The sequence below is a fragment of the Shewanella glacialimarina genome (assembly GCF_020511155.1).
Taxonomy (GTDB): Bacteria; Pseudomonadota; Gammaproteobacteria; order Enterobacterales; family Shewanellaceae; genus Shewanella; species Shewanella glacialimarina.
Genome location: NZ_CP041216.1, coordinates 3,531,411 through 3,550,210, shown reverse-complemented (window position 1 = coordinate 3,550,210; position 18,800 = coordinate 3,531,411). Strand labels below are relative to the sequence as shown.

Annotated in this window: 11 protein-coding genes, 2 tRNA genes, 3 rRNA genes and 1 pseudogene; 12 read left to right on the top strand and 5 right to left on the bottom strand. The window is 43.1% G+C overall.

Annotated features, from left to right (window positions below):
• Positions 1-135: 135 nt before the first annotated feature.
• Together FJ709_RS15540 and FJ709_RS15535 are read right to left on the bottom strand one after the other, a co-directional pair.
• A tRNA-Phe gene (locus tag FJ709_RS15540) sits at positions 136-211 on the bottom strand.
• 256 nt (positions 212-467) lie between these two features.
• Positions 468-1,226 (bottom strand): outer membrane protein assembly factor BamD, encoded by a 759-nt coding sequence (locus tag FJ709_RS15535; RefSeq protein WP_226410922.1) that lies wholly within the window; start codon positions 1,224-1,226, stop codon positions 468-470.
• 124 nt (positions 1,227-1,350) lie between these two features.
• On the opposite strand from FJ709_RS15535, the gene rluD reads away from it, so the two are divergent.
• The 3 genes from rluD to clpB all read left to right on the top strand — a co-directional run bounded on the left by rluD (position 1,351) and on the right by clpB (position 5,835).
• On the top strand, positions 1,351-2,325 hold the full coding sequence (gene rluD / locus FJ709_RS15530; RefSeq protein WP_226410921.1) for a 23S rRNA pseudouridine(1911/1915/1917) synthase RluD: 975 nt from the start codon (positions 1,351-1,353) through the stop codon (positions 2,323-2,325).
• Positions 2,326-2,339: 14 nt separating this feature from the next.
• A complete protein-coding gene (pgeF, locus tag FJ709_RS15525; protein ID WP_226410920.1) occupies positions 2,340-3,107 on the top strand; it encodes a peptidoglycan editing factor PgeF in 768 nt (255 codons plus the stop codon).
• Positions 3,108-3,261: 154 nt separating this feature from the next.
• A complete protein-coding gene (gene clpB / locus FJ709_RS15520) occupies positions 3,262-5,835 on the top strand; it encodes an ATP-dependent chaperone ClpB (RefSeq protein ID WP_226410919.1) in 2,574 nt (857 codons plus the stop codon).
• An 84-nt stretch (positions 5,836-5,919) separates the two neighbouring features.
• On the opposite strand, the gene FJ709_RS15515 is transcribed toward clpB, so the two are convergent.
• Entirely contained in the window at positions 5,920-6,354 is a 435-nt protein-coding gene (locus FJ709_RS15515) for a DUF4124 domain-containing protein (RefSeq protein ID WP_226410918.1), read from the bottom strand.
• A gap of 901 nt (positions 6,355-7,255) precedes the next feature.
• Here FJ709_RS15515 and FJ709_RS15510 point away from each other — a divergent pair.
• From FJ709_RS15510 to FJ709_RS15490, 5 genes are all read left to right on the top strand, one after another.
• Positions 7,256-8,800, top strand: a 16S ribosomal RNA gene (locus FJ709_RS15510).
• A 397-nt stretch (positions 8,801-9,197) separates the two neighbouring features.
• A 23S ribosomal RNA gene (locus FJ709_RS15505) occupies positions 9,198-12,100 on the top strand.
• A 139-nt stretch (positions 12,101-12,239) separates the two neighbouring features.
• A 5S ribosomal RNA gene (gene rrf, locus FJ709_RS15500) occupies positions 12,240-12,355 on the top strand.
• The 16S, 23S and 5S rRNA genes sit together here, the layout of an rRNA operon.
• A 707-nt stretch (positions 12,356-13,062) precedes the next feature.
• A complete protein-coding gene (locus tag FJ709_RS15495; protein WP_226410917.1) occupies positions 13,063-14,094 on the top strand; it encodes a cation diffusion facilitator family transporter in 1,032 nt (343 codons plus the stop codon).
• A 118-nt stretch (positions 14,095-14,212) separates the two neighbouring features.
• Positions 14,213-14,289, top strand: a tRNA-Trp gene (locus FJ709_RS15490).
• Positions 14,290-14,645: 356 nt separating this feature from the next.
• Here FJ709_RS15490 and FJ709_RS15485 read toward each other — a convergent pair.
• Together FJ709_RS15485 and FJ709_RS15480 are read right to left on the bottom strand one after the other, a co-directional pair.
• A pseudogene (locus FJ709_RS15485) lies at positions 14,646-15,026 on the bottom strand (hypothetical protein); the annotation flags it as partial.
• 368 nt (positions 15,027-15,394) lie between these two features.
• Positions 15,395-16,282 carry a LysR family transcriptional regulator gene (locus tag FJ709_RS15480; protein ID WP_226410916.1) on the bottom strand — a complete coding sequence of 296 codons (888 nt, stop codon included), beginning with the start codon at positions 16,280-16,282 and terminating at the stop codon, positions 15,395-15,397.
• Between the two features lie 125 nt (positions 16,283-16,407).
• Between FJ709_RS15480 and FJ709_RS15475 the strand changes: the two genes are divergently transcribed.
• The 4 genes from FJ709_RS15475 to FJ709_RS15460 all read left to right on the top strand — a co-directional run bounded on the left by FJ709_RS15475 (position 16,408) and on the right by FJ709_RS15460 (position 18,728).
• Positions 16,408-16,650 carry a glutaredoxin family protein gene (locus FJ709_RS15475; RefSeq protein WP_226410915.1) on the top strand — a complete coding sequence of 81 codons (243 nt, stop codon included), beginning with the start codon at positions 16,408-16,410 and terminating at the stop codon, positions 16,648-16,650.
• A 44-nt stretch (positions 16,651-16,694) separates the two neighbouring features.
• Positions 16,695-17,318, top strand: coding sequence for a glutathione S-transferase (locus tag FJ709_RS15470; protein WP_226410914.1), 624 nt, complete (start codon positions 16,695-16,697; stop codon positions 17,316-17,318).
• A 78-nt stretch (positions 17,319-17,396) separates the two neighbouring features.
• Complete coding sequence (locus FJ709_RS15465) at positions 17,397-17,609, top strand: hypothetical protein (protein ID WP_226410913.1); 213 nt, start codon at positions 17,397-17,399, stop codon at positions 17,607-17,609.
• 171 nt (positions 17,610-17,780) lie between these two features.
• Positions 17,781-18,728, top strand: coding sequence for a pyridoxamine 5'-phosphate oxidase family protein (locus FJ709_RS15460; RefSeq protein WP_226410912.1), 948 nt, complete (start codon positions 17,781-17,783; stop codon positions 18,726-18,728).
• The last annotated feature ends 72 nt before the right edge of the window (positions 18,729-18,800 follow it).

The window sequence follows — 18,800 nt, the reverse complement described above, 5'->3', positions numbered from 1 at the left end:
ATATGCTTTGTTGGCAATAGCCAATCAAAGCAATTTGATTCAGTAAGTTATAAATTTCACATACAAAAAAGCCTCGCATTGCGAGGCTTTTTTGTTAATCACTTTATTAGTCGCTTTATGCCACCAATTTAAATATGGTGCCCGAACCCGGAATCGAACCAGGGACACGAGGATTTTCAATCCTCTGCTCTACCGACTGAGCTATTCGGGCGACGGGGTGCAATTTAAGGTTTTCTAGTGTTTGAGTCAACCGTTTTTTATAAAAAAAGTTATTTTTCAACTTCAATGCTGAATTAAACAGCGTTTAGACTAATCAATCAGCGGTCAGTGCTGTAAAAATATTCATTAATCATGAGTCATTTTACTGATATCTTTATGGCGTATTTATTTATCAACTTATCAACATGGTTAAAAAAACAGCCTCATAAAGAGGCCGTTTTAAATGATTTGACTTAATTGAGTAATAATTAATTAACTAATTCGTTATTAGGAAAATTGGCTTTCATCACTGTTAACGTGTTTTGTTTTAACTTGTCTTGACCAAGTTCGTCATAGGCGGTAGCCATAATTTCAAGCGCAGACTCAGCCTCTGGTGTACCAGGGAATTTTTCTAACACGGTTTGAGCGCGAACTGCAGCAGCACTCCAAGCATTCATTTTTATGTAATATCTTGCAACGTTGATAGAATAGCGCGCTAAACGGTTTTTCAAGTATTGCATACGCTTTTGAGCGTCAGCTGCATACTTGCTTTCAGGGTAACTTTTTATCAAGCGATCGAAGTCTTTAAAGGCATCTTGAGCGTTTTGAGGATCACGATCAGTACGGTCAATATTCATCATATCGTGAAATAAATAACTATCTGCCTGCATATTTGTTAAACCACGCATATAATACACGTAATCAATATTAGGATGAGTCGGATTCAGGCGTAAAAAACGGTCGATATTGGCGACACCTGAAGCAACATCATCCATTTTGTAATAAGCAAAGATCAGATCTAATTGAACTTGAGTTTTATGCGGGCCAAAAGGATAACGCGAGTCTAAAGCTTCTAGCGTTCGAACTGCTTTGGAATAGTTTCCTAATTCCATTGAGGTTCTAGCTTGAGAATAAAGTATGTCAGGAGAGGCTTTATTGGCAAACTCGTCATCTTCGGGACTGCTACTACAAGCGGTAATAGCGACTGAAAGTAATACTAGGGCGGCGCCTTTGGCTAATTTATACATACTTTAATTTAATTCTTTTATAAGTTGTGGTTAAGAATTTTTCCATTTCACGGTAAAATAGAAAACATCCGATTGTAACAGATACTACATTCACTTTGGACCCCAGAAAAGGGTTACGGTTCCTATGACACAAGAGATTAATCTAAAAAGCGAGATAACAGCAACTCAAACAGGGCAAAGAATTGACCAAGCATTGGCGATTATTTTTCCTGATTACTCGCGCACACGCATCAAAGAATGGATTTTATCCGGTGCAGTTACCGTAGACGGTATCATAGTCGACAAGCCGCGGGAAAAGATTTTTGAATCACAACTGATCGAAATCAACGCCAAGCTTGAAGAAGAAGTTCGCGCTCAAGCGCAGAACATCGCTTTAAACATTGTTTATGAAGATGATCACATCATAGTGGTCAATAAACCTGCTGGTCTTGTCGTGCACCCAGGTGCTGGTAATGCCGATGGTACTTTGATGAATGCATTATTGCATCATTGTCCTGATATTGAGCATGTACCACGAGCAGGTATTATTCATCGCCTCGATAAAGATACGACTGGCTTGATGGTTGTTGCTAAAACAGTTGAAGCGCAAACGCATTTAGTTGCCGCACTACAAGCCCGTGAAATTGTGCGTGAATACGAAGCCATTGTAATTGGTACTATGACAGCGGGTGGCACTGTAGATGAGCCTATCGATCGTCATCCTACTAAACGCGTACAAATGGCGGTAGTTAATGGTGGTCGTCCTTCTGTAACGCACTATCGTGTTGCGGAAAAATTCCGTGCCCACACTCGGTTACGTTTACGTCTTGAATCAGGCCGTACTCATCAAATTCGAGTTCACATGGATTATATTGGTCATGTGTTGGTTGGCGATCCTGTTTATGGTGGTCGTCCTCGTCCGCCTAAAGCCGCTAGCCCAGAGTTTTTTGATATATTGAAAAACTTTAAACGCCAAGCATTACATGCCATTCGTTTAGAGCTTGCGCACCCTATCACCTGTGAAATCATGAGTTGGAAAGCGCCAATACCTGAAGATATGTTGCTTTTGACTCAAGCAATGCGCATTGACACCGAATTAAACCCGATAGTGTATTTATAATTGTGTATTTATAAATGCTAAGACCCAATTGGCCTTTGCCTGAAAATGTAGCCATAGCGTTTACTGACCGTCATGGTGGGAGTAGTTGTGGCCCCTATGACAGTTTAAACCTAGGATTACATGTAGGAGATAATCCTCAAACGGTATTGGCTAATCGGCGTCTACTTTTATCTTCACTTGCGTTACCTTGCGAACCTTTGTGGTTAGAGCAAGTGCATGGTGTTGAGGTGGTGTCTATATCTCAATTAGCTAATAGCATGAGTGTTCCGTTAGCTGATGGTAGTTATAGTGACCGGTATGGCCAAGTTTGTGCGGTAATGACGGCAGATTGTTTACCCGTATTATTGTGTGATAAACAAGGTCGACAGGTTGCGGCTGTACATGCCGGCTGGCGCGGTTTATGTGCTGGGGTTATTGAACAGGCTGTAAAGCATTTTTCAGTACCTGCATGTGAGTTAATTGCCTGTCTAGGCCCCTGTATTGGGCCCCGTCAGTTTGAAGTAGGAGCAGAAGTGCGCAGCGCATTTATGGCTAGCGCAGCTATTGATACTACTGATGTTGAACTTGAAAATGCCATAGCAGACTGTTTCATCCCTAGAGTGAATACAACTGATAAATATTTGGCAGATATGGTTGGTTTAGCAAAAGTGCGTTTACTTCAGCTAGGTATCGAAACCGTCTATAGTGTTGATGAATGTACCGTATTAAATAACGACTACTTTTCTTATCGTCGAGATAAGCACACTGGCCGCATGGCTTCATTAATTTGGCTAAAATCTTAATCTCCCTGCTTTTTGTTATTTCGTATAAAAATAATCCACTTTTTGCACCTCATCATACTTTGTTAGCTTGAAATCTCACTACTATGTCCCCATATTTTAGTTAACAGCATATCCCAACGGATATCTACTTTTTGTATTAGATGTAGGAGGTTATATGAGACTCGACCGTATGACGAATAAGTTTCAAATTGCTATTTCTGATGCGCAATCATTAGCATTAGGACGGGATCATCAATTTATTGAACCTATCCATTTAATGATGGCTCTACTTAATCAAGATTCTGGCTCAATTCATCCATTACTGACTCAAGCTGGCATGCGTGTCAGCGCTCTACGTTCAACCTTAAGCCAAGAATTAGAGCGCTTACCACAAGTTGATGGAACAGGCGGTGATGTACAGTTGTCACAGGGCCTTATTCGTCTATTGAATTTATGTGACAAGCTGGCTCAGAAACGCAAAGACAAATATATTTCATCAGAATTATTCATTCTTGCTGCACTTGAAGGTAATGACGCGTTAGCTAAAGCGCTTAAAGATGCTGGCGCTACCAAAGAGTTAATGGAAAATACCATTCAACAAATCCGTGGCGGTCAAAAAGTAGATGATCCTAATGCTGAAGATCAACGCCAAGCGTTGAAAAAGTACACCGTCGACTTAACTGAGCGAGCAGAGCAAGGAAAGTTAGACCCTGTGATTGGTCGTGATGAAGAAATTCGCCGCACGATTCAAGTATTACAACGCCGCACGAAAAACAATCCAGTATTAATTGGTGAGCCCGGTGTCGGTAAAACGGCTATTGTTGAAGGGCTTGCTCAGCGTATTGTTAATGGTGAAGTCCCTGAAGGCATCAAAAATAAACGGGTGCTATCACTTGATATGGGGTCGTTAATTGCAGGCGCTAAATATCGTGGCGAATTTGAAGAGCGCTTAAAAGCGGTACTTAATGAATTATCCCAAGAAGAAGGCCAAGTAATTCTGTTTATAGATGAATTACATACTATGGTCGGCGCGGGTAAAGGTGAAGGCGCAATGGATGCTGGCAACATGTTAAAGCCCGCATTAGCCCGTGGTGATTTACATTGTGTGGGTGCCACAACCTTAGATGAGTATCGTCAATACATAGAGAAAGATGCCGCACTTGAGCGTCGTTTTCAAAAAGTGCTGGTGGACGAGCCTAGCGTAGAAGACACGATTGCCATTTTACGTGGTTTGAAAGAGCGCTATGAACTTCACCACCATGTAGAAATTACCGATCCCGCCATTGTTGCCGCAGCAACTATGTCTCATCGATATATTTCGGATCGTAAATTACCTGATAAAGCCATCGATTTAATTGATGAAGCTGCTTCAAGTATTCGCATGCAGATTGATTCTAAACCCGAATCTTTAGATAGATTAGAGCGCCGAGCTATTCAGTTAAAGCTAGAAGAGCAAGCGTTAGCCAAAGAAACCGATGATGCAAGTCGAAAACGCTTAGATCATTTGCAGGTCGAACTAAAAGATGTTGAATTGAAAGCATCAGAGCTTAATGAGATTTGGCATACCGAAAAAGCCGCATTGGCAGGTACTCAGCATATCAAAGCCGATTTAGAACAGGCCAGAATGGATATGGATGTTGCTCGAAGGGCTGGGGATTTAACCCGTATGTCTGAGTTACAATATGGTCGTATTCCAGAGCTAGAGAAGCAATTAGATTTAGCCTCTCAAGCAGAGATGCAAGACATGACATTGCTTAGGAATAAAGTCACCGATGTTGAAATTGCTGAAGTGTTATCAAAATCAACCGGAATTCCTGTGTCAAAAATGCTTGAAGGTGAGCGCGAGAAATTATTGCATATGGAAGATGCACTGCATGAGCGAGTGATTGGGCAGAATGAAGCCGTTGATGCTGTGTCCAATGCTATTCGTCGAAGCCGAGCGGGACTTGCCGATCCCCAACGTCCCATAGGTTCATTCTTGTTTCTAGGCCCGACAGGTGTTGGTAAAACAGAGTTGTGTAAATCGTTAGCTAAGTTTTTATTTGATACCGAGTCGGCTTTAGTGCGGATAGATATGTCAGAGTTTATGGAAAAGCACACGGTTTCTCGCTTAGTCGGTGCCCCTCCTGGTTATGTTGGTTATGAAGAAGGAGGCTACTTAACTGAAGCTGTGCGTCGCAAACCTTATTCGGTCATTTTATTAGATGAAGTTGAGAAAGCCCATCCAGACGTATTTAACATTTTACTGCAAGTGTTAGATGACGGTCGCTTAACCGATGGGCAAGGTCGTACAGTTGATTTTAAAAATACTGTGATTATTATGACCTCGAATCTAGGATCCGATCGTATTCAAGAAAGTTTCGGTCGTGTGACTTATGAGGAAATGAAACAAAGCGTTATGGATGTAGTGATACAGAATTTCAGACCTGAGTTTTTAAATCGGGTAGATGAATCGGTAGTGTTTCATCCACTTGATGCTAGCAATATTAAACACATTGCCAGCATTCAGCTAGAACTTTTACGCAAACGTTTAGCGGAAAAAGAGTTTGATCTGCAAGTATCTGATGAAGCGCTATCGTTAATTGCTGAAGTGGGTTTTGATCCCGTCTATGGTGCAAGGCCATTAAAGCGAGCTTTACAGCAAGAAGTGGAAAACCCTCTAGCGCAAAAGCTGCTTCGTGGGGATTTAATTCCGGGTAAAGTGATTCAAGCAAATGTTGAGCAGGGCAAGTTGGTGTTTGTGCAGTAACATCATCTTTGAACAGACATATAAAGCAAAGGGAGCATTTAGCTCCCTTTTTAAATCAAGATTAAGTTTGGCTACTGTGAGTCGTTAATTGCAAAAAAGCTTCACCCTTTGTTCATTCTCAGTTCTAGCCGCTTGCTTATCCTCTTCTGTCATAGCAACAACTTCACCAGTTTTAGGATCTTTTTTAGTGAGTCGATTATATGAGCCAAGTAAATCCATGCTGTGTTTAGCACTTTCACAGATTGATTCGGCTTGCTTAGCGTCTTTCTCTTTAATTAATTTTGCCGATTGAGCTAAATCAGACTCAGGTTCTTTTTCCGATGTTTTTCGTGTTGGAGTTGCCGTACCAATTTTCTGAGGTTCTAGAACATCACTAGTAATGCGCTGAGCCTCAACTCCCTTTGGTGCTTGCTGACTGTAATGGACTACACCGCTACTATCTGTCCAAGTATAAATAGTGGCAGCAATACTTGATGAGAACATTAGTAGGCAGGTAACTAATAAAAATAATTGTTTCATGTAAACATCCAAAAGTTAAAGCTGAAATATAAAAGTATCTTTGATAGAACAAAAATATGTTATCTAAAAGTAAAAACCAACTTATATTTACTATTTATAATGAGTGTATAAGAGTGCATTAGATTAAGACGCAAAAGATAAGGGGATTTACTCACAGCTAATCCTTTTATTCCAGCAGGGTTAATAACCCGTAACTAAAGTATCTACTGCAAATAAACCAACTAGTGACAAAATCACATAGTACAAACTAAAAAATCACATTACACAGAGTAAACTATACCTTCTTAATCTTATATGAGAAGGTGTTTTGATTTTTAGAGGCGTATTTGCTTGCTGCTAACATTGCTTTATCGAACTTTGTTGATGCAAAATGAGATGTAATAGTCCCTTTTTTGTGCGTTTCGTCCAAAAAACACCCCATCAATGCTGTTTTGATAAAAAACTTCTTAAAAGCCCTTGCACTGCCTCAGAATCTCCCTATAATGCGCATCCACTGACACGGCACGGCGCGAAAGCAAAGTAGCAAGTTAAGTTGATTTGAAAGGATAAAAACTTCGGTTTCATCATCAAATCAACAGCGAAAAGAAAGTTTGAAAAAACACTTGACGCTGACAACAGGGTCTGTAGAATACGCAGCCCAAGCCAACGACCTAGCGTCCAACGGCGATGTTTGAAAAATTAACATCAACGCTCTTTAACAACTTAAACAAGAAATCTGTGTGGACATTCACAGGTATTGAGTTATTCGAAATTGCTTCTTCTTAGGAAGAGCAATCAAAAAATTTAAACTCAATGCAACGATGAATGTTCATAGCAATATGTACAAAAAGACTTTGTTAACTTCGGTTGATAAAGCAATCAGAATTCATTGAGCCGAAACCTTCGGGTTTCAAAAAAACTTTAATTGAAGAGTTTGATCATGGCTCAGATTGAACGCTGGCGGCAGGCCTAACACATGCAAGTCGAGCGGCAGCGGGAAGGTAGCTTGCTATCTTTGCCGGCGAGCGGCGGACGGGTGAGTAATGCCTAGGGATCTGCCCAGTCGAGGGGGATAACAGTTGGAAACGACTGCTAATACCGCATACGCCCTACGGGGGAAAGGAGGGGACCTTCGGGCCTTTCGCGATTGGATGAACCTAGGTGGGATTAGCTAGTTGGTGAGGTAATGGCTCACCAAGGCGACGATCCCTAGCTGTTCTGAGAGGATGATCAGCCACACTGGGACTGAGACACGGCCCAGACTCCTACGGGAGGCAGCAGTGGGGAATATTGCACAATGGGCGAAAGCCTGATGCAGCCATGCCGCGTGTGTGAAGAAGGCCTTCGGGTTGTAAAGCACTTTCAGTAGGGAGGAAAGGCAGTAGTTTAATAAACTATTGCTGTGACGTTACCTACAGAAGAAGGACCGGCTAACTCCGTGCCAGCAGCCGCGGTAATACGGAGGGTCCGAGCGTTAATCGGAATTACTGGGCGTAAAGCGTGCGCAGGCGGTTTTTTAAGCCAGATGTGAAAGCCCTGGGCTCAACCTAGGAATTGCATTTGGAACTGGGGAACTAGAGTCTTGTAGAGGGAGGTAGAATTTCAGGTGTAGCGGTGAAATGCGTAGATATCTGAAGGAATACCGGTGGCGAAGGCGGCCTCCTGGACAAAGACTGACGCTCATGCACGAAAGCGTGGGGAGCAAACAGGATTAGATACCCTGGTAGTCCACGCCGTAAACGATGTCTACTCGGAGTTTGGTGACTTAGTCACTGGGCTCCCAAGCTAACGCATTAAGTAGACCGCCTGGGGAGTACGGCCGCAAGGTTAAAACTCAAATGAATTGACGGGGGCCCGCACAAGCGGTGGAGCATGTGGTTTAATTCGATGCAACGCGAAGAACCTTACCTACTCTTGACATCCAGAGAATTCGCTAGAGATAGCTTAGTGCCTTCGGGAACTCTGAGACAGGTGCTGCATGGCTGTCGTCAGCTCGTGTTGTGAAATGTTGGGTTAAGTCCCGCAACGAGCGCAACCCCTATCCTTATTTGCCAGCGAGTTATGTCGGGAACTTTAGGGAGACTGCCGGTGATAAACCGGAGGAAGGTGGGGACGACGTCAAGTCATCATGGCCCTTACGAGTAGGGCTACACACGTGCTACAATGGCGTATACAGAGGGTTGCAAAGCCGCGAGGTGGAGCTAATCTCACAAAGTACGTCGTAGTCCGGATTGGAGTCTGCAACTCGACTCCATGAAGTCGGAATCGCTAGTAATCGTGAATCAGAATGTCACGGTGAATACGTTCCCGGGCCTTGTACACACCGCCCGTCACACCATGGGAGTGGGCTGCAAAAGAAGTGGGTAGTTTAACCTTCGGGAGAACGCTCACCACTTTGTGGTTCATGACTGGGGTGAAGTCGTAACAAGGTAGCCCTAGGGGAACCTGGGGCTGGATCACCTCCTTACCTATACGACTAACTCAATACCTAAAAGTGCAGAAATGCATGTGAGTGTTCACACAGATTACTTGTTAACTTCTTCGGAAGTAGAGTGAAACACACCGCTTGCCGGTTAAGTGTTGTTCTTTAACAATTTGGAAAGCTGATAGTACTAACTAAAGGCGCATGGATGATGATTCGTTGTCGTTTATGTGATTACGTTAGTGCGAAAATAATATTGATGCGAAAGCATCAGTATCTTGAGTTCTCAAAACACTGTTTAAGTGTCTTGAATATTCTAAAAACTAAGGCGAGTCACACTTCCTGGTCGGGAGTGAGACAAGTAAAAACCAGCTAGTTGCGATACAGTCTGATTAGTTCATTCTCTTGTTTACAAGGGCAGTGAAACTCATTTGGGTTGTATGGTTAAGTGACTAAGCGTATACGGTGGATGCCTTGGCAGTCAGAGGCGATGAAGGACGTAATAACTTGCGAAAAGCGTTGGCGAGCTAGTAATAAGCATTTGAGCTAACGATATCCGAATGGGGAAACCCGGCCACATAAGTGGTCATCATACAGTGAATACATAGCTGTATGAGGCGAACCTGGGGAACTGAAACATCTAAGTACCCAGAGGAAAAGAAATCAACCGAGATTCCCCTAGTAGCGGCGAGCGAACGGGGATTAGCCCTTAAGTCTATGGGGTGTTAATGGAATGAGTTGGAAAGCTCAGCGGCACAGGGTGATAGCCCCGTACATGAAAACTAACCATAGATGAAAACGAGTAAGGCGGGACACGTGACATCCTGTTTGAATATGGGGGGACCATCCTCCAAGGCTAAATACTCCTGACTGACCGATAGTGAACCAGTACCGTGAGGGAAAGGCGAAAAGAACCCCTGTGAGGGGAGTGAAATAGAACCTGAAACCGTATACGTACAAGCAGTGGGAGCGGTTCTTGAGACCGTGACTGCGTACCTTTTGTATAATGGGTCAGCGACTTACGTTTTGTAGCGAGGTTAAGCGAATAGCGGAGCCGTAGGGAAACCGAGTGTTAACTGCGCGTTTAGTTGCAAGGCGTAGACCCGAAACCGAGTGATCTAGCCATGGGCAGGTTGAAGGTTGAGTAACATCAACTGGAGGACCGAACCGACTTATGTTGAAAAATGAGCGGATGACTTGTGGCTGGGGGTGAAAGGCCAATCAAACTCGGAGATATCTGGTTCTCCTCGAAAGCTATTTAGGTAGCGCCTCGAGCGAATACCATTGGGGGTAGAGCACTGTTAAGGCTAGGGGGTCATCCCGACTTACCAACCCTTTGCAAACTCCGAATACCAATGAGTACTACTCGGGAGACAGACAGCGGGTGCTAACGTCCGTTGTCAAAAGGGAAACAACCCAGACCGTCAGCTAAGGTCCCAAAGTGTATGTTAAGTGGGAAACGATGTGGGAAGGCTTAGACAGCTAGGATGTTGGCTTAGAAGCAGCCATCATTTAAAGAAAGCGTAATAGCTCACTAGTCGAGTCGGCCTGCGCGGAAGATTTAACGGGGCTAAACATACCACCGAAGCTACGGGTTTGCAGTTTACTGCAAGCGGTAGAGGAGCGTTCTGTAAGCGGTTGAAGGTGAAGGGGTAACCCACACTGGACGTATCAGAAGTGCGAATGCTGACATGAGTAACGATAAAGGGAGTGAAAAACTCCCTCGCCGAAAGACCAAGGGTTCCTGTCCAACGTTAATCGGGGCAGGGTGAGTCGACCCCTAAGGTGAGGCCGAAAGGCGTAATCGATGGAAAACAGATTAATATTTCTGTACCTCTGCTAACTGCGATGGAGAGACGGAGAAGGCTAGGCTAGCGCGGCGTTGGTAGTCCGCGTTTAAGGTAGTAGGCGGTGTTCTTAGGCAAATCCGGGAACACGTACTTAAATGTACACGTTGAGAGCTGATGACGAGTCACTAAGGTGATGAAGTAGTTGATGCCATGCTTCCAGGAAAATCTTCTAAGCTTCAGGTTAGTAGGGATCGTACCCCAAACCGACACAGGTGGTCGGGTAGAGAATACCAAGGCGCTTGAGAGAACTCGGCTGAAGGAACTAGGCAAAATGGTACCGTAACTTCGGGAGAAGGTACGCTGCTGTTGGTGATGGGACTTGCTCCCTAAGCTGACGGCAGTCGCAGATACCAGGTGGCTGCAACTGTTTATCAAAAACACAGCACTGTGCAAAATCGCAAGATGACGTATACGGTGTGACGCCTGCCCGGTGCCGGAAGGTTAATTGATTGGGTTATCGCAAGAGAAGCTCATGATCGAAGCCCCGGTAAACGGCGGCCGTAACTATAACGGTCCTAAGGTAGCGAAATTCCTTGTCGGGTAAGTTCCGACCTGCACGAATGGCGTAATGATGGCCACGCTGTCTCCAGCCGAGACTCAGTGAAGTTGAAATTGCGGTGAAGATGCCGTATACCCGCGGCTAGACGGAAAGACCCCGTGAACCTTTACTATAGCTTGGCACTGAACATTGAACCTACATGTGTAGGATAGGTGGGAGACTTTGAAGCTTCGTCGCTAGATGGAGTGGAGTCAATCTTGAAATACCACCCTTGTAGTTTTGATGTTCTAACTCTGGCCCCTTATCGGGGTTGAGGACAGTGCCTGGTGGGTAGTTTGACTGGGGCGGTCTCCTCCCAAAGAGTAACGGAGGAGCACGAAGGTTGGCTAAGTACGGTCGGACATCGTACGGTTAGTGCAATGGCATAAGCCAGCTTAACTGCGAGACATACACGTCGAGCAGGTACGAAAGTAGGTCATAGTGATCCGGTGGTTCTGAATGGAAGGGCCATCGCTCAACGGATAAAAGGTACTCCGGGGATAACAGGCTGATACCGCCCAAGAGTTCATATCGACGGCGGTGTTTGGCACCTCGATGTCGGCTCATCACATCCTGGGGCTGAAGTCGGTCCCAAGGGTATGGCTGTTCGCCATTTAAAGTGGTACGCGAGCTGGGTTCAGAACGTCGTGAGACAGTTCGGTCCCTATCTGCCGTGGGCGTTGGATGATTGAGGGGAGCTGCTCCTAGTACGAGAGGACCGGAGTGGACGAACCGCTGGTGTTCGGGTTGTCATGCCAATGGCATTGCCCGGTAGCTACGTTCGGAATCGATAACCGCTGAAAGCATCTAAGCGGGAAGCGAGCCCCAAGATGAGTCATCCCTAGAGCTTTAAGCTCTCTAAAGGGCCGTAGGAGACTACTACGTTGATAGGCAAGGTGTGTAAGCGTTGTGAGGCGTTGAGCTAACTTGTACTAATGACCCGTGAGGCTTAACCATACAACCCAGATGGGTTTTACTAACCTTAGTTGTTAGGATGGGACACTTAGACAGTGCGAACTCAAGAAGCTCTAATGAGCAATCAGCTTTTCGAATTATTATTTAATGCTAGTTAAATGGCGTTAGATAACCAAATTTGTCTGGAAACCATAGAGCTGTGGCACCACCTGATCCCATTCCGAACTCAGAAGTGAAACACAGTATCGCCGATGGTAGTGTGGGGTCTCCCCATGCGAGAGTAGGTCATTTCCAGGCGCCTAATTTACTCGAAAGAGTAGTGATAAGCCCGTTACTAACGTAGCGGGCTTTTTTACGTTTGAGATTTGAGCATGTCATTTGAGTATAGTATTAGTGTGGCCGATATACCCATGTGAGAGTAGGTCATTTCCAGGCGCCAAATTTACTCGCAAGAGTAGTGATAAGCTCGTGACTAACGTAACGGGCTTTTTTACGTCTAAGATTTAAGCATGAAAGTCGTGTGGCCGATATACCCATGTGAGAGTAGGTCATTTCCAGGCGCCTAATTTACTCGAAAGAGTAGTGGTAAGCCCGTTGCTAATGCAACGGGCTTTTTTACGTCTAAGATTTAAGCATGAAAGTCGTGTGGCCGATATGCCCATGTGAGAGTAGGTCATTTCCAGGCGCCTAATTTACTCGAAAGAGTAGTAATAAGCCCGTTACTAATGTAACTGGCTTATTTATGCCTGTAATTTGCTAAGTTAAATAATACTGGTAAGGATTGAATAGTAATCTTGTGTCAGGCCAACCATAAATTAATATCTTCACATATCTACCTACAAATTTTAATTTTTGCTTATGAGATTATCAATACTGTATCTTTTAATAGATCTGCTTAGATTATTTATAGTAAAACTCATATATTTGAAGCTTACTACTTGTTGAATAAGGGAAAGCTGGTTATAACAGAGTTACATTCCAATTATTGTTATAGCATTTTATTTATGTCATCACATTCAACTACCAAATGGTCTCAAGCCAATAACTTTCAGCAACATAATTTCGATGGCGAGAAAAACACTCGCTATGTGTTGTATTTAACTCTCGTCACAATGCTTGTGGAGATTGTTGCTGGTACCGTATACGGTTCAATGGCCTTACTTGCTGATGGCTGGCACATGGGAACTCATGCCGCGGCTTTTATGATTACATTGTTTGCTTATCGTTATGCTCGAAAGCACGCTAATTCACCACAGTTCACCTTTGGTACTGGCAAAGTTGGAGTGTTAGGAGGATTTACCAGTGCAATAGCGTTAGGTCTTGTAGCAATTGTGATGTTAATCGAGTCAGTCTCGAGACTATTTAATCCCCATGCTATTCAGTTTGAACAAGCTATTCTTGTGGCTATAATTGGATTAACAGTCAATGTAATTAGTGTTTTCTTATTAAAAGATCATCATACTCACGACCATCACGACCATCACGACCATCACGACCATCACGACCATCACGACCATCACGACCATCACGACCATCACGACCATCACGACCATCACGACCATCACGACCATCATGACCATCATGACCATCATGAACACAAAGATCACAATCTGACTGCAGCGTACATGCATGTGCTTGCCGATGCGCTGACCTCCGTATTGGCTATCGTAGCATTGCTATTTGGTAAATATATGGGCTGGAGTTGGTTAGACCCTATTATGGGAATAGTAGGTGCTCTGATTATTTCTAAGTGGGCGTGGGGATTGATAAAGCATACCAGTCCATTGCTGTTAGATGATAATCAAGCAAACCCTTTACAAGCGGATATAAAGGCTTTTCTACAACAAGATAACAAACATATTATAGATTTACGTTTAATGCGTATTAACTCTGCTGACTTTGCGCTAATTGCATCAATTGTTGTTCACGAGGATATTGAAAGCTTAAGCTTAAAGTCACAGCTAAGTGAGCGTTTTAGCCAATTAAAACATATCACTCTTGAAGTACATCGCTGTGATTTAACCGAGTGTGGATAAATTTTCAAATAATTTAGCTAATACAAGCTAACTTGTCTGAAAATGCTCCAGTTAGGCGTTTTTGTTGAAAAAGTGCTTTACCTTTCACAGTGGTTTTTGCATAATGCCACTCGTCAACAGGGGTGTAGTTCCAATTGGTAGAACAGCGGTCTCCAAAACCGATGGTTGCGAGTTCGAGTCTTGCCACCCCTGCCAAATTTAGAAGGCCTAGCATTTATGCTAGGCCTTTGTCTTTTCAAGCTTCTCTAGCTTTTATTTCTCTCTATTATCATTTAAATAGATAAATCTAAACTTCGCGTATTTGTGCTCGGTGACCAAACGTTGACCCAATGGTGCCCATAATACAAAATTGAACCTTATCTAGATTTAGAGTCTCATCATAATTACTGTCATTTCTGCTTAATTTAGGTTTTGAAATTAGACTAAGTTAATGATCTGAATTGATGAATAGTACCGCTTTATTGTATTTCAGTAATGAAGAGAAGTTGGCTAGCAACTTGCTAAAAAGCCTCAAAGCCTCAAAGCCTCAAAGCCTCAAAGCCTCACAAATATTAGCTGAATACTCCATGACGAGTTAGTTCTATCAATTGCATCACCTCTAGAGCCCCAGTTTCAGTATATATTAAGCCAGCTGGTAATTTATCATTCATATTTAAAGTTGGCTCTACAAGCCATTTTGATAGCCCTTTGCTATCACCGCCCATTAGCTTGATTGCAGAATCGACCACAGGTATAAAATGTACAAGACGTTCGCTTTCTACACTGGTCAGTTTGCCACTGATTTTGCGCCGAGAAAAATAAGTACGCATAATGCCGATTCGTTTGAGTAGCAAAGGTCGACATATATTGAGCTCTTTTGTTGTTTGATCCACAACATTTAGAGAAAGGCCATTCTCGATCTCTTGGATTAAAATAACCCCATTGCTCGCAGAAAGAACTACGTGTGGTAGTCAAGTAAAAAAGGTGTCACATTTGGAGTATAATGTTGTACATCAGTTAATTTTGCGAAATGCCAACACTTTGGTAAATGATTAAAAAAATTTTGATAGCAGCGAACCTATTTTTCATAAAATCGGATCATACAAGACGGCTCGGGTATATTATCTTCACTATTAGATCTTTCGTCGTCTTAACGGCGCTAGAAATCGAGAGGCTCATGAACTGTTCTGTAGGATCATAGGTGAAGCTCTTGCGGTTACCTTGAGTGAGCTGCCCCATGCAAAACCGAAGTATGAGCCAATAAAGCAATTGCTAAGCAACAGATCATTGCCATAGTGTGAAGGTGAATGAATTACTTGGATCAGCTTGAAAACTCATCAATCATAAAATCAATAAAACAACGAATTTTTTTGGACAAATAGCGCCTATGAGGGAATATCGCGAATAAACCAAACTCAAGAGTGGTATAGCCAGGCAATACTTCAACCAACAAGCCCTGTGCTATTGTATCTTGCACGATGAACTCAGGTATTAATGCTATTCCACCACCAGATTTCGCAATTTCCATTACCGCTCTAGGGCTATTAGCCGAAACTCTTGTGGTTACTTCAATACTTTCGACTGTGCCGTTTGGTGAGACTAGTGGCCATTGTTTCCCAATGCGGAAATTACTATCGACAATACAAGAGTGGCTAGTGATGTCGTTCGGTGTTTTAGGGTATCCATGTTGGTCAAGGTAAGCTGGAGAAGCACAGAGTATTAATGGGTAGGTGTTTATTTGGCGCGCGACCATATTTGAATCATCAACCCCACCAATACGAATAACCACATCAACACCTTCTTCAAGCATATCAATGCGCCTATCGGTTAATTGTATGTTCACCTGAATATCAGGATAAGTTGTGAGAAATTTATTAATCACAGGTGACAGTTGCATTTCGCCAAACGTCACCGGAACACTTATCTTTAGTTTTCCTTTAGGTGCAGATTGCTCACCTGTTACTGAGTCGAGTAATTCCTCATATTCTTCGACTAAAGGCAGTGCTCGTTCGTAATAAGTTTTGCCAGCATCTGTTAAGGCTAAACGGCGAGTAGTTCTATTGAATAATCGCACGCCAAGTTTGTCTTCGACCTCTCCCACATATTTACTGACTAATGCTTTTGAGATCATCAACCGTTCACTTGCTGTAGTAAATGAGCCCGTTTCAACCACGGCAATTACCGTTTTTAAACCATCTAAAGAATCCATTACTGTCAACATCATATTGATAATTATTCAATGGTATCACTATTTATCAACAATTCAACTTAAATGATAATGGTCACCAGCGAAACATAAGCTACTGCAGGCGCAGAGAATTGATGGCACACACAATGGCAAAAGTAGAAATTTATGGACGACCAGGTTGCGCCTACTGTTCGATGGTCAAACGGTTATTTGACTCAAAGCAAGTAGCGTATCGCTATTACGATGTGTATGCCGAACCTCATCGGATGCAAGAGCTGCGCTGCCGTACAAAAGCAAGAAACTTTCCACAGGTATTCATTGATGAGATATCGATGGGAGGATTCGAAGAAGTTTTAACACTGGATCGGCAACAAAGATTGCCAATTTGAACGTTATCATACTGTAATAAAATACCTAACTAGGAGCAAAAATTATGTCTAACATTACTTTATACCGTCACCCACTTTCAGGCCATGCGCATCGCGTTGAGTTTTTTTTATCCATTCTTGGGTTAAAGGCTAATATTGTCGATGTAGATCTGATGAGTGGTGCGCAAAAAAAAGCTGACTTTTTAGCCAAAAATACTTTTGGCCAAGTGCCGGTTTTAGTTGATGGTGATGTCACACTAAGTGATTCAAACGCAATCATATTTTATCTAGCTAAAAAATATGACACTACCAGCACCTGGTTGCCTGAAAACCTTGTTGCCGCAGCTGAAGTACAACGCTTTTTATCTGTTGCCGCCGGCAGAGTGGCTTCCGGACCCGCAGCAGCACGCCTAATAACCTTGTTCAGTGCAAAAATGGATCCTGTAAGCACAATTAGCGCTTCTCATAGCATATTGACACTTATCGATGCACATTTAAATGGAAAGTCATGGTTAGTTGGTGATAAGCCAACGATTGCGGATATTGCTAATTATACCTATATCGCCCATGCACCTGAGGGCAATGTGTCTTTGGATAATTATCCACATATTAATGCTTGGCTTGCTCGCATCGAAGCGCTAGCTGGTTTTGTGCCAATGGTAACCAGTGCTGTTGGCCTTAGAGCTTAAAGCGATATGAGTTAAGCCAATGTGTTCCGAGAAGTTACTTGTAAAACTTCTCGGAATGCTAAACTGTTGAGAAAAATCATGAAATCATTTTTAAAAGAGAGTGTGTTGTTAGGTGGCTTAATCAATCGTGTAACAGATTGGTATGTCGGTAAATTTTCAGGAGTTAATGCTTGTCAGCGCATTGTTGTTTCAGAGGTGGACTATGGTTTTTTTCCGTTAGAGGTGTTAGCACAAATCGACTATGCCACTATGCAGAACATGATTAATGTCAGTGATGGCCGCCAGTGCTGAACTTATTGTCAATGACTCGCCGATGGTAATTTATGGCGGGGTTCATTTTTTTAGCACTCAATTATAGTTTTTTTGTACATTACATGGTTTGTGAAGAGGGCCGTTCACTCAGTATCTTCACAGTTAATAACGCATATCGTCCAAGTTGGGCGCACAATAGGTCGGTTGAATATGACATCAGAAAACTCATCACAGTCACCTTTTCATTCTGGCGAGCAAACTATTCAATCACGTTTAGGCGTGCGCGATAAGATGGAGCAATTTGGCAAACGGGTTGTTCGTGATCATATGCCCGATCAACATCGAGCATTTTATCAACAATTGCCGTTTATTTTAGTTGGCCACGCAGATGATAAAGGCTGGCCTTGGGCATCTATGTTATTTGGTGAACCCGGCTTTATGGTGAGCCAAGATGCCAAGACACTGGACATACGTAGCACCCCAGTCAAAGGTGACCCACTAGCAGATTCACTAAAACCCAATGTGAAACTAGGTTTGTTGGGGATTGAACTTACTACACGCCGAAGAAATCGATTGGCTGCAAAAATCACATCGGTTGGTGAAAACAGTATAAAAATTGCAGTTAACCAGTCATTTGGCAATTGCCCACAATATATTCAAATTCGCGAATTAGAAAAGATTCCAGCTGAAATGATGCCCAAGTCAAGTGTTGAAATGCTGAGCAACATTGATGATAGGGCACGCCAGCTAATCGAAAACGCCGATACCTTTTTTGTAGCTAGCCATCATGATGATGGCGGTGATGCACCGAGCAATGGCGCTGATGTATCTCATCGTGGTGGCAAGCCAGGGTTTATCAGGGTAGATAATGAAACCACATTAACCATCCCTGATTATGTCGGGAATTTTCATTTTAATACCTTTGGGAACTTTATTGAAAACCCCAAAGCTGGGCTATTGTTTGTCGATTTTGAACGTGGCGACTTATTAACTCTTACGGGCCATGTCGAATTGATATGGGAATCTGAAGAGACCGAATTTTTTGAAGGTGCACAGCGTTTATGGAAATTTCATATTCATCAAGGGCGACGCATTAATAATGGCTTACCACTGCGCTGGAAACTAACAGAATATTCTGCTGACAGGGACTTGGTGTGAGGCTGAACAACAGCAAAATGCAGTAAATCAACGCGACAGTTGGTTAAGCTACCGTATCAGCAAAATTGTCAG

What these genes read in the sequence shown, in the direction of transcription:
- FJ709_RS15475 (WP_226410915.1), top strand. Translation starts at nt 16,408, where the DNA reads ATGGCAAAAGTAGAAATTTATGGACGACCAGGTTGCGCCTACTGTTCG.
- clpB (WP_226410919.1), top strand. Translation starts at nt 3,262, where the DNA reads ATGAGACTCGACCGTATGACGAATAAGTTTCAAATTGCTATTTCTGAT.
- FJ709_RS15515 (WP_226410918.1), bottom strand. Translation starts at nt 6,354, where the DNA reads ATGAAACAATTATTTTTATTAGTTACCTGCCTACTAATGTTCTCATCA.
- FJ709_RS15535 (WP_226410922.1), bottom strand. Translation starts at nt 1,226, where the DNA reads ATGTATAAATTAGCCAAAGGCGCCGCCCTAGTATTACTTTCAGTCGCT.
- pgeF (WP_226410920.1), top strand. Translation starts at nt 2,340, where the DNA reads ATGCTAAGACCCAATTGGCCTTTGCCTGAAAATGTAGCCATAGCGTTT.
- rluD (WP_226410921.1), top strand. Translation starts at nt 1,351, where the DNA reads ATGACACAAGAGATTAATCTAAAAAGCGAGATAACAGCAACTCAAACA.
- FJ709_RS15480 (WP_226410916.1), bottom strand. Translation starts at nt 16,282, where the DNA reads ATGGATTCTTTAGATGGTTTAAAAACGGTAATTGCCGTGGTTGAAACG.
- FJ709_RS15495 (WP_226410917.1), top strand. Translation starts at nt 13,063, where the DNA reads ATGTCATCACATTCAACTACCAAATGGTCTCAAGCCAATAACTTTCAG.
- FJ709_RS15460 (WP_226410912.1), top strand. Translation starts at nt 17,781, where the DNA reads ATGACATCAGAAAACTCATCACAGTCACCTTTTCATTCTGGCGAGCAA.
- FJ709_RS15470 (WP_226410914.1), top strand. Translation starts at nt 16,695, where the DNA reads ATGTCTAACATTACTTTATACCGTCACCCACTTTCAGGCCATGCGCAT.
- FJ709_RS15465 (WP_226410913.1), top strand. Translation starts at nt 17,397, where the DNA reads ATGAAATCATTTTTAAAAGAGAGTGTGTTGTTAGGTGGCTTAATCAAT.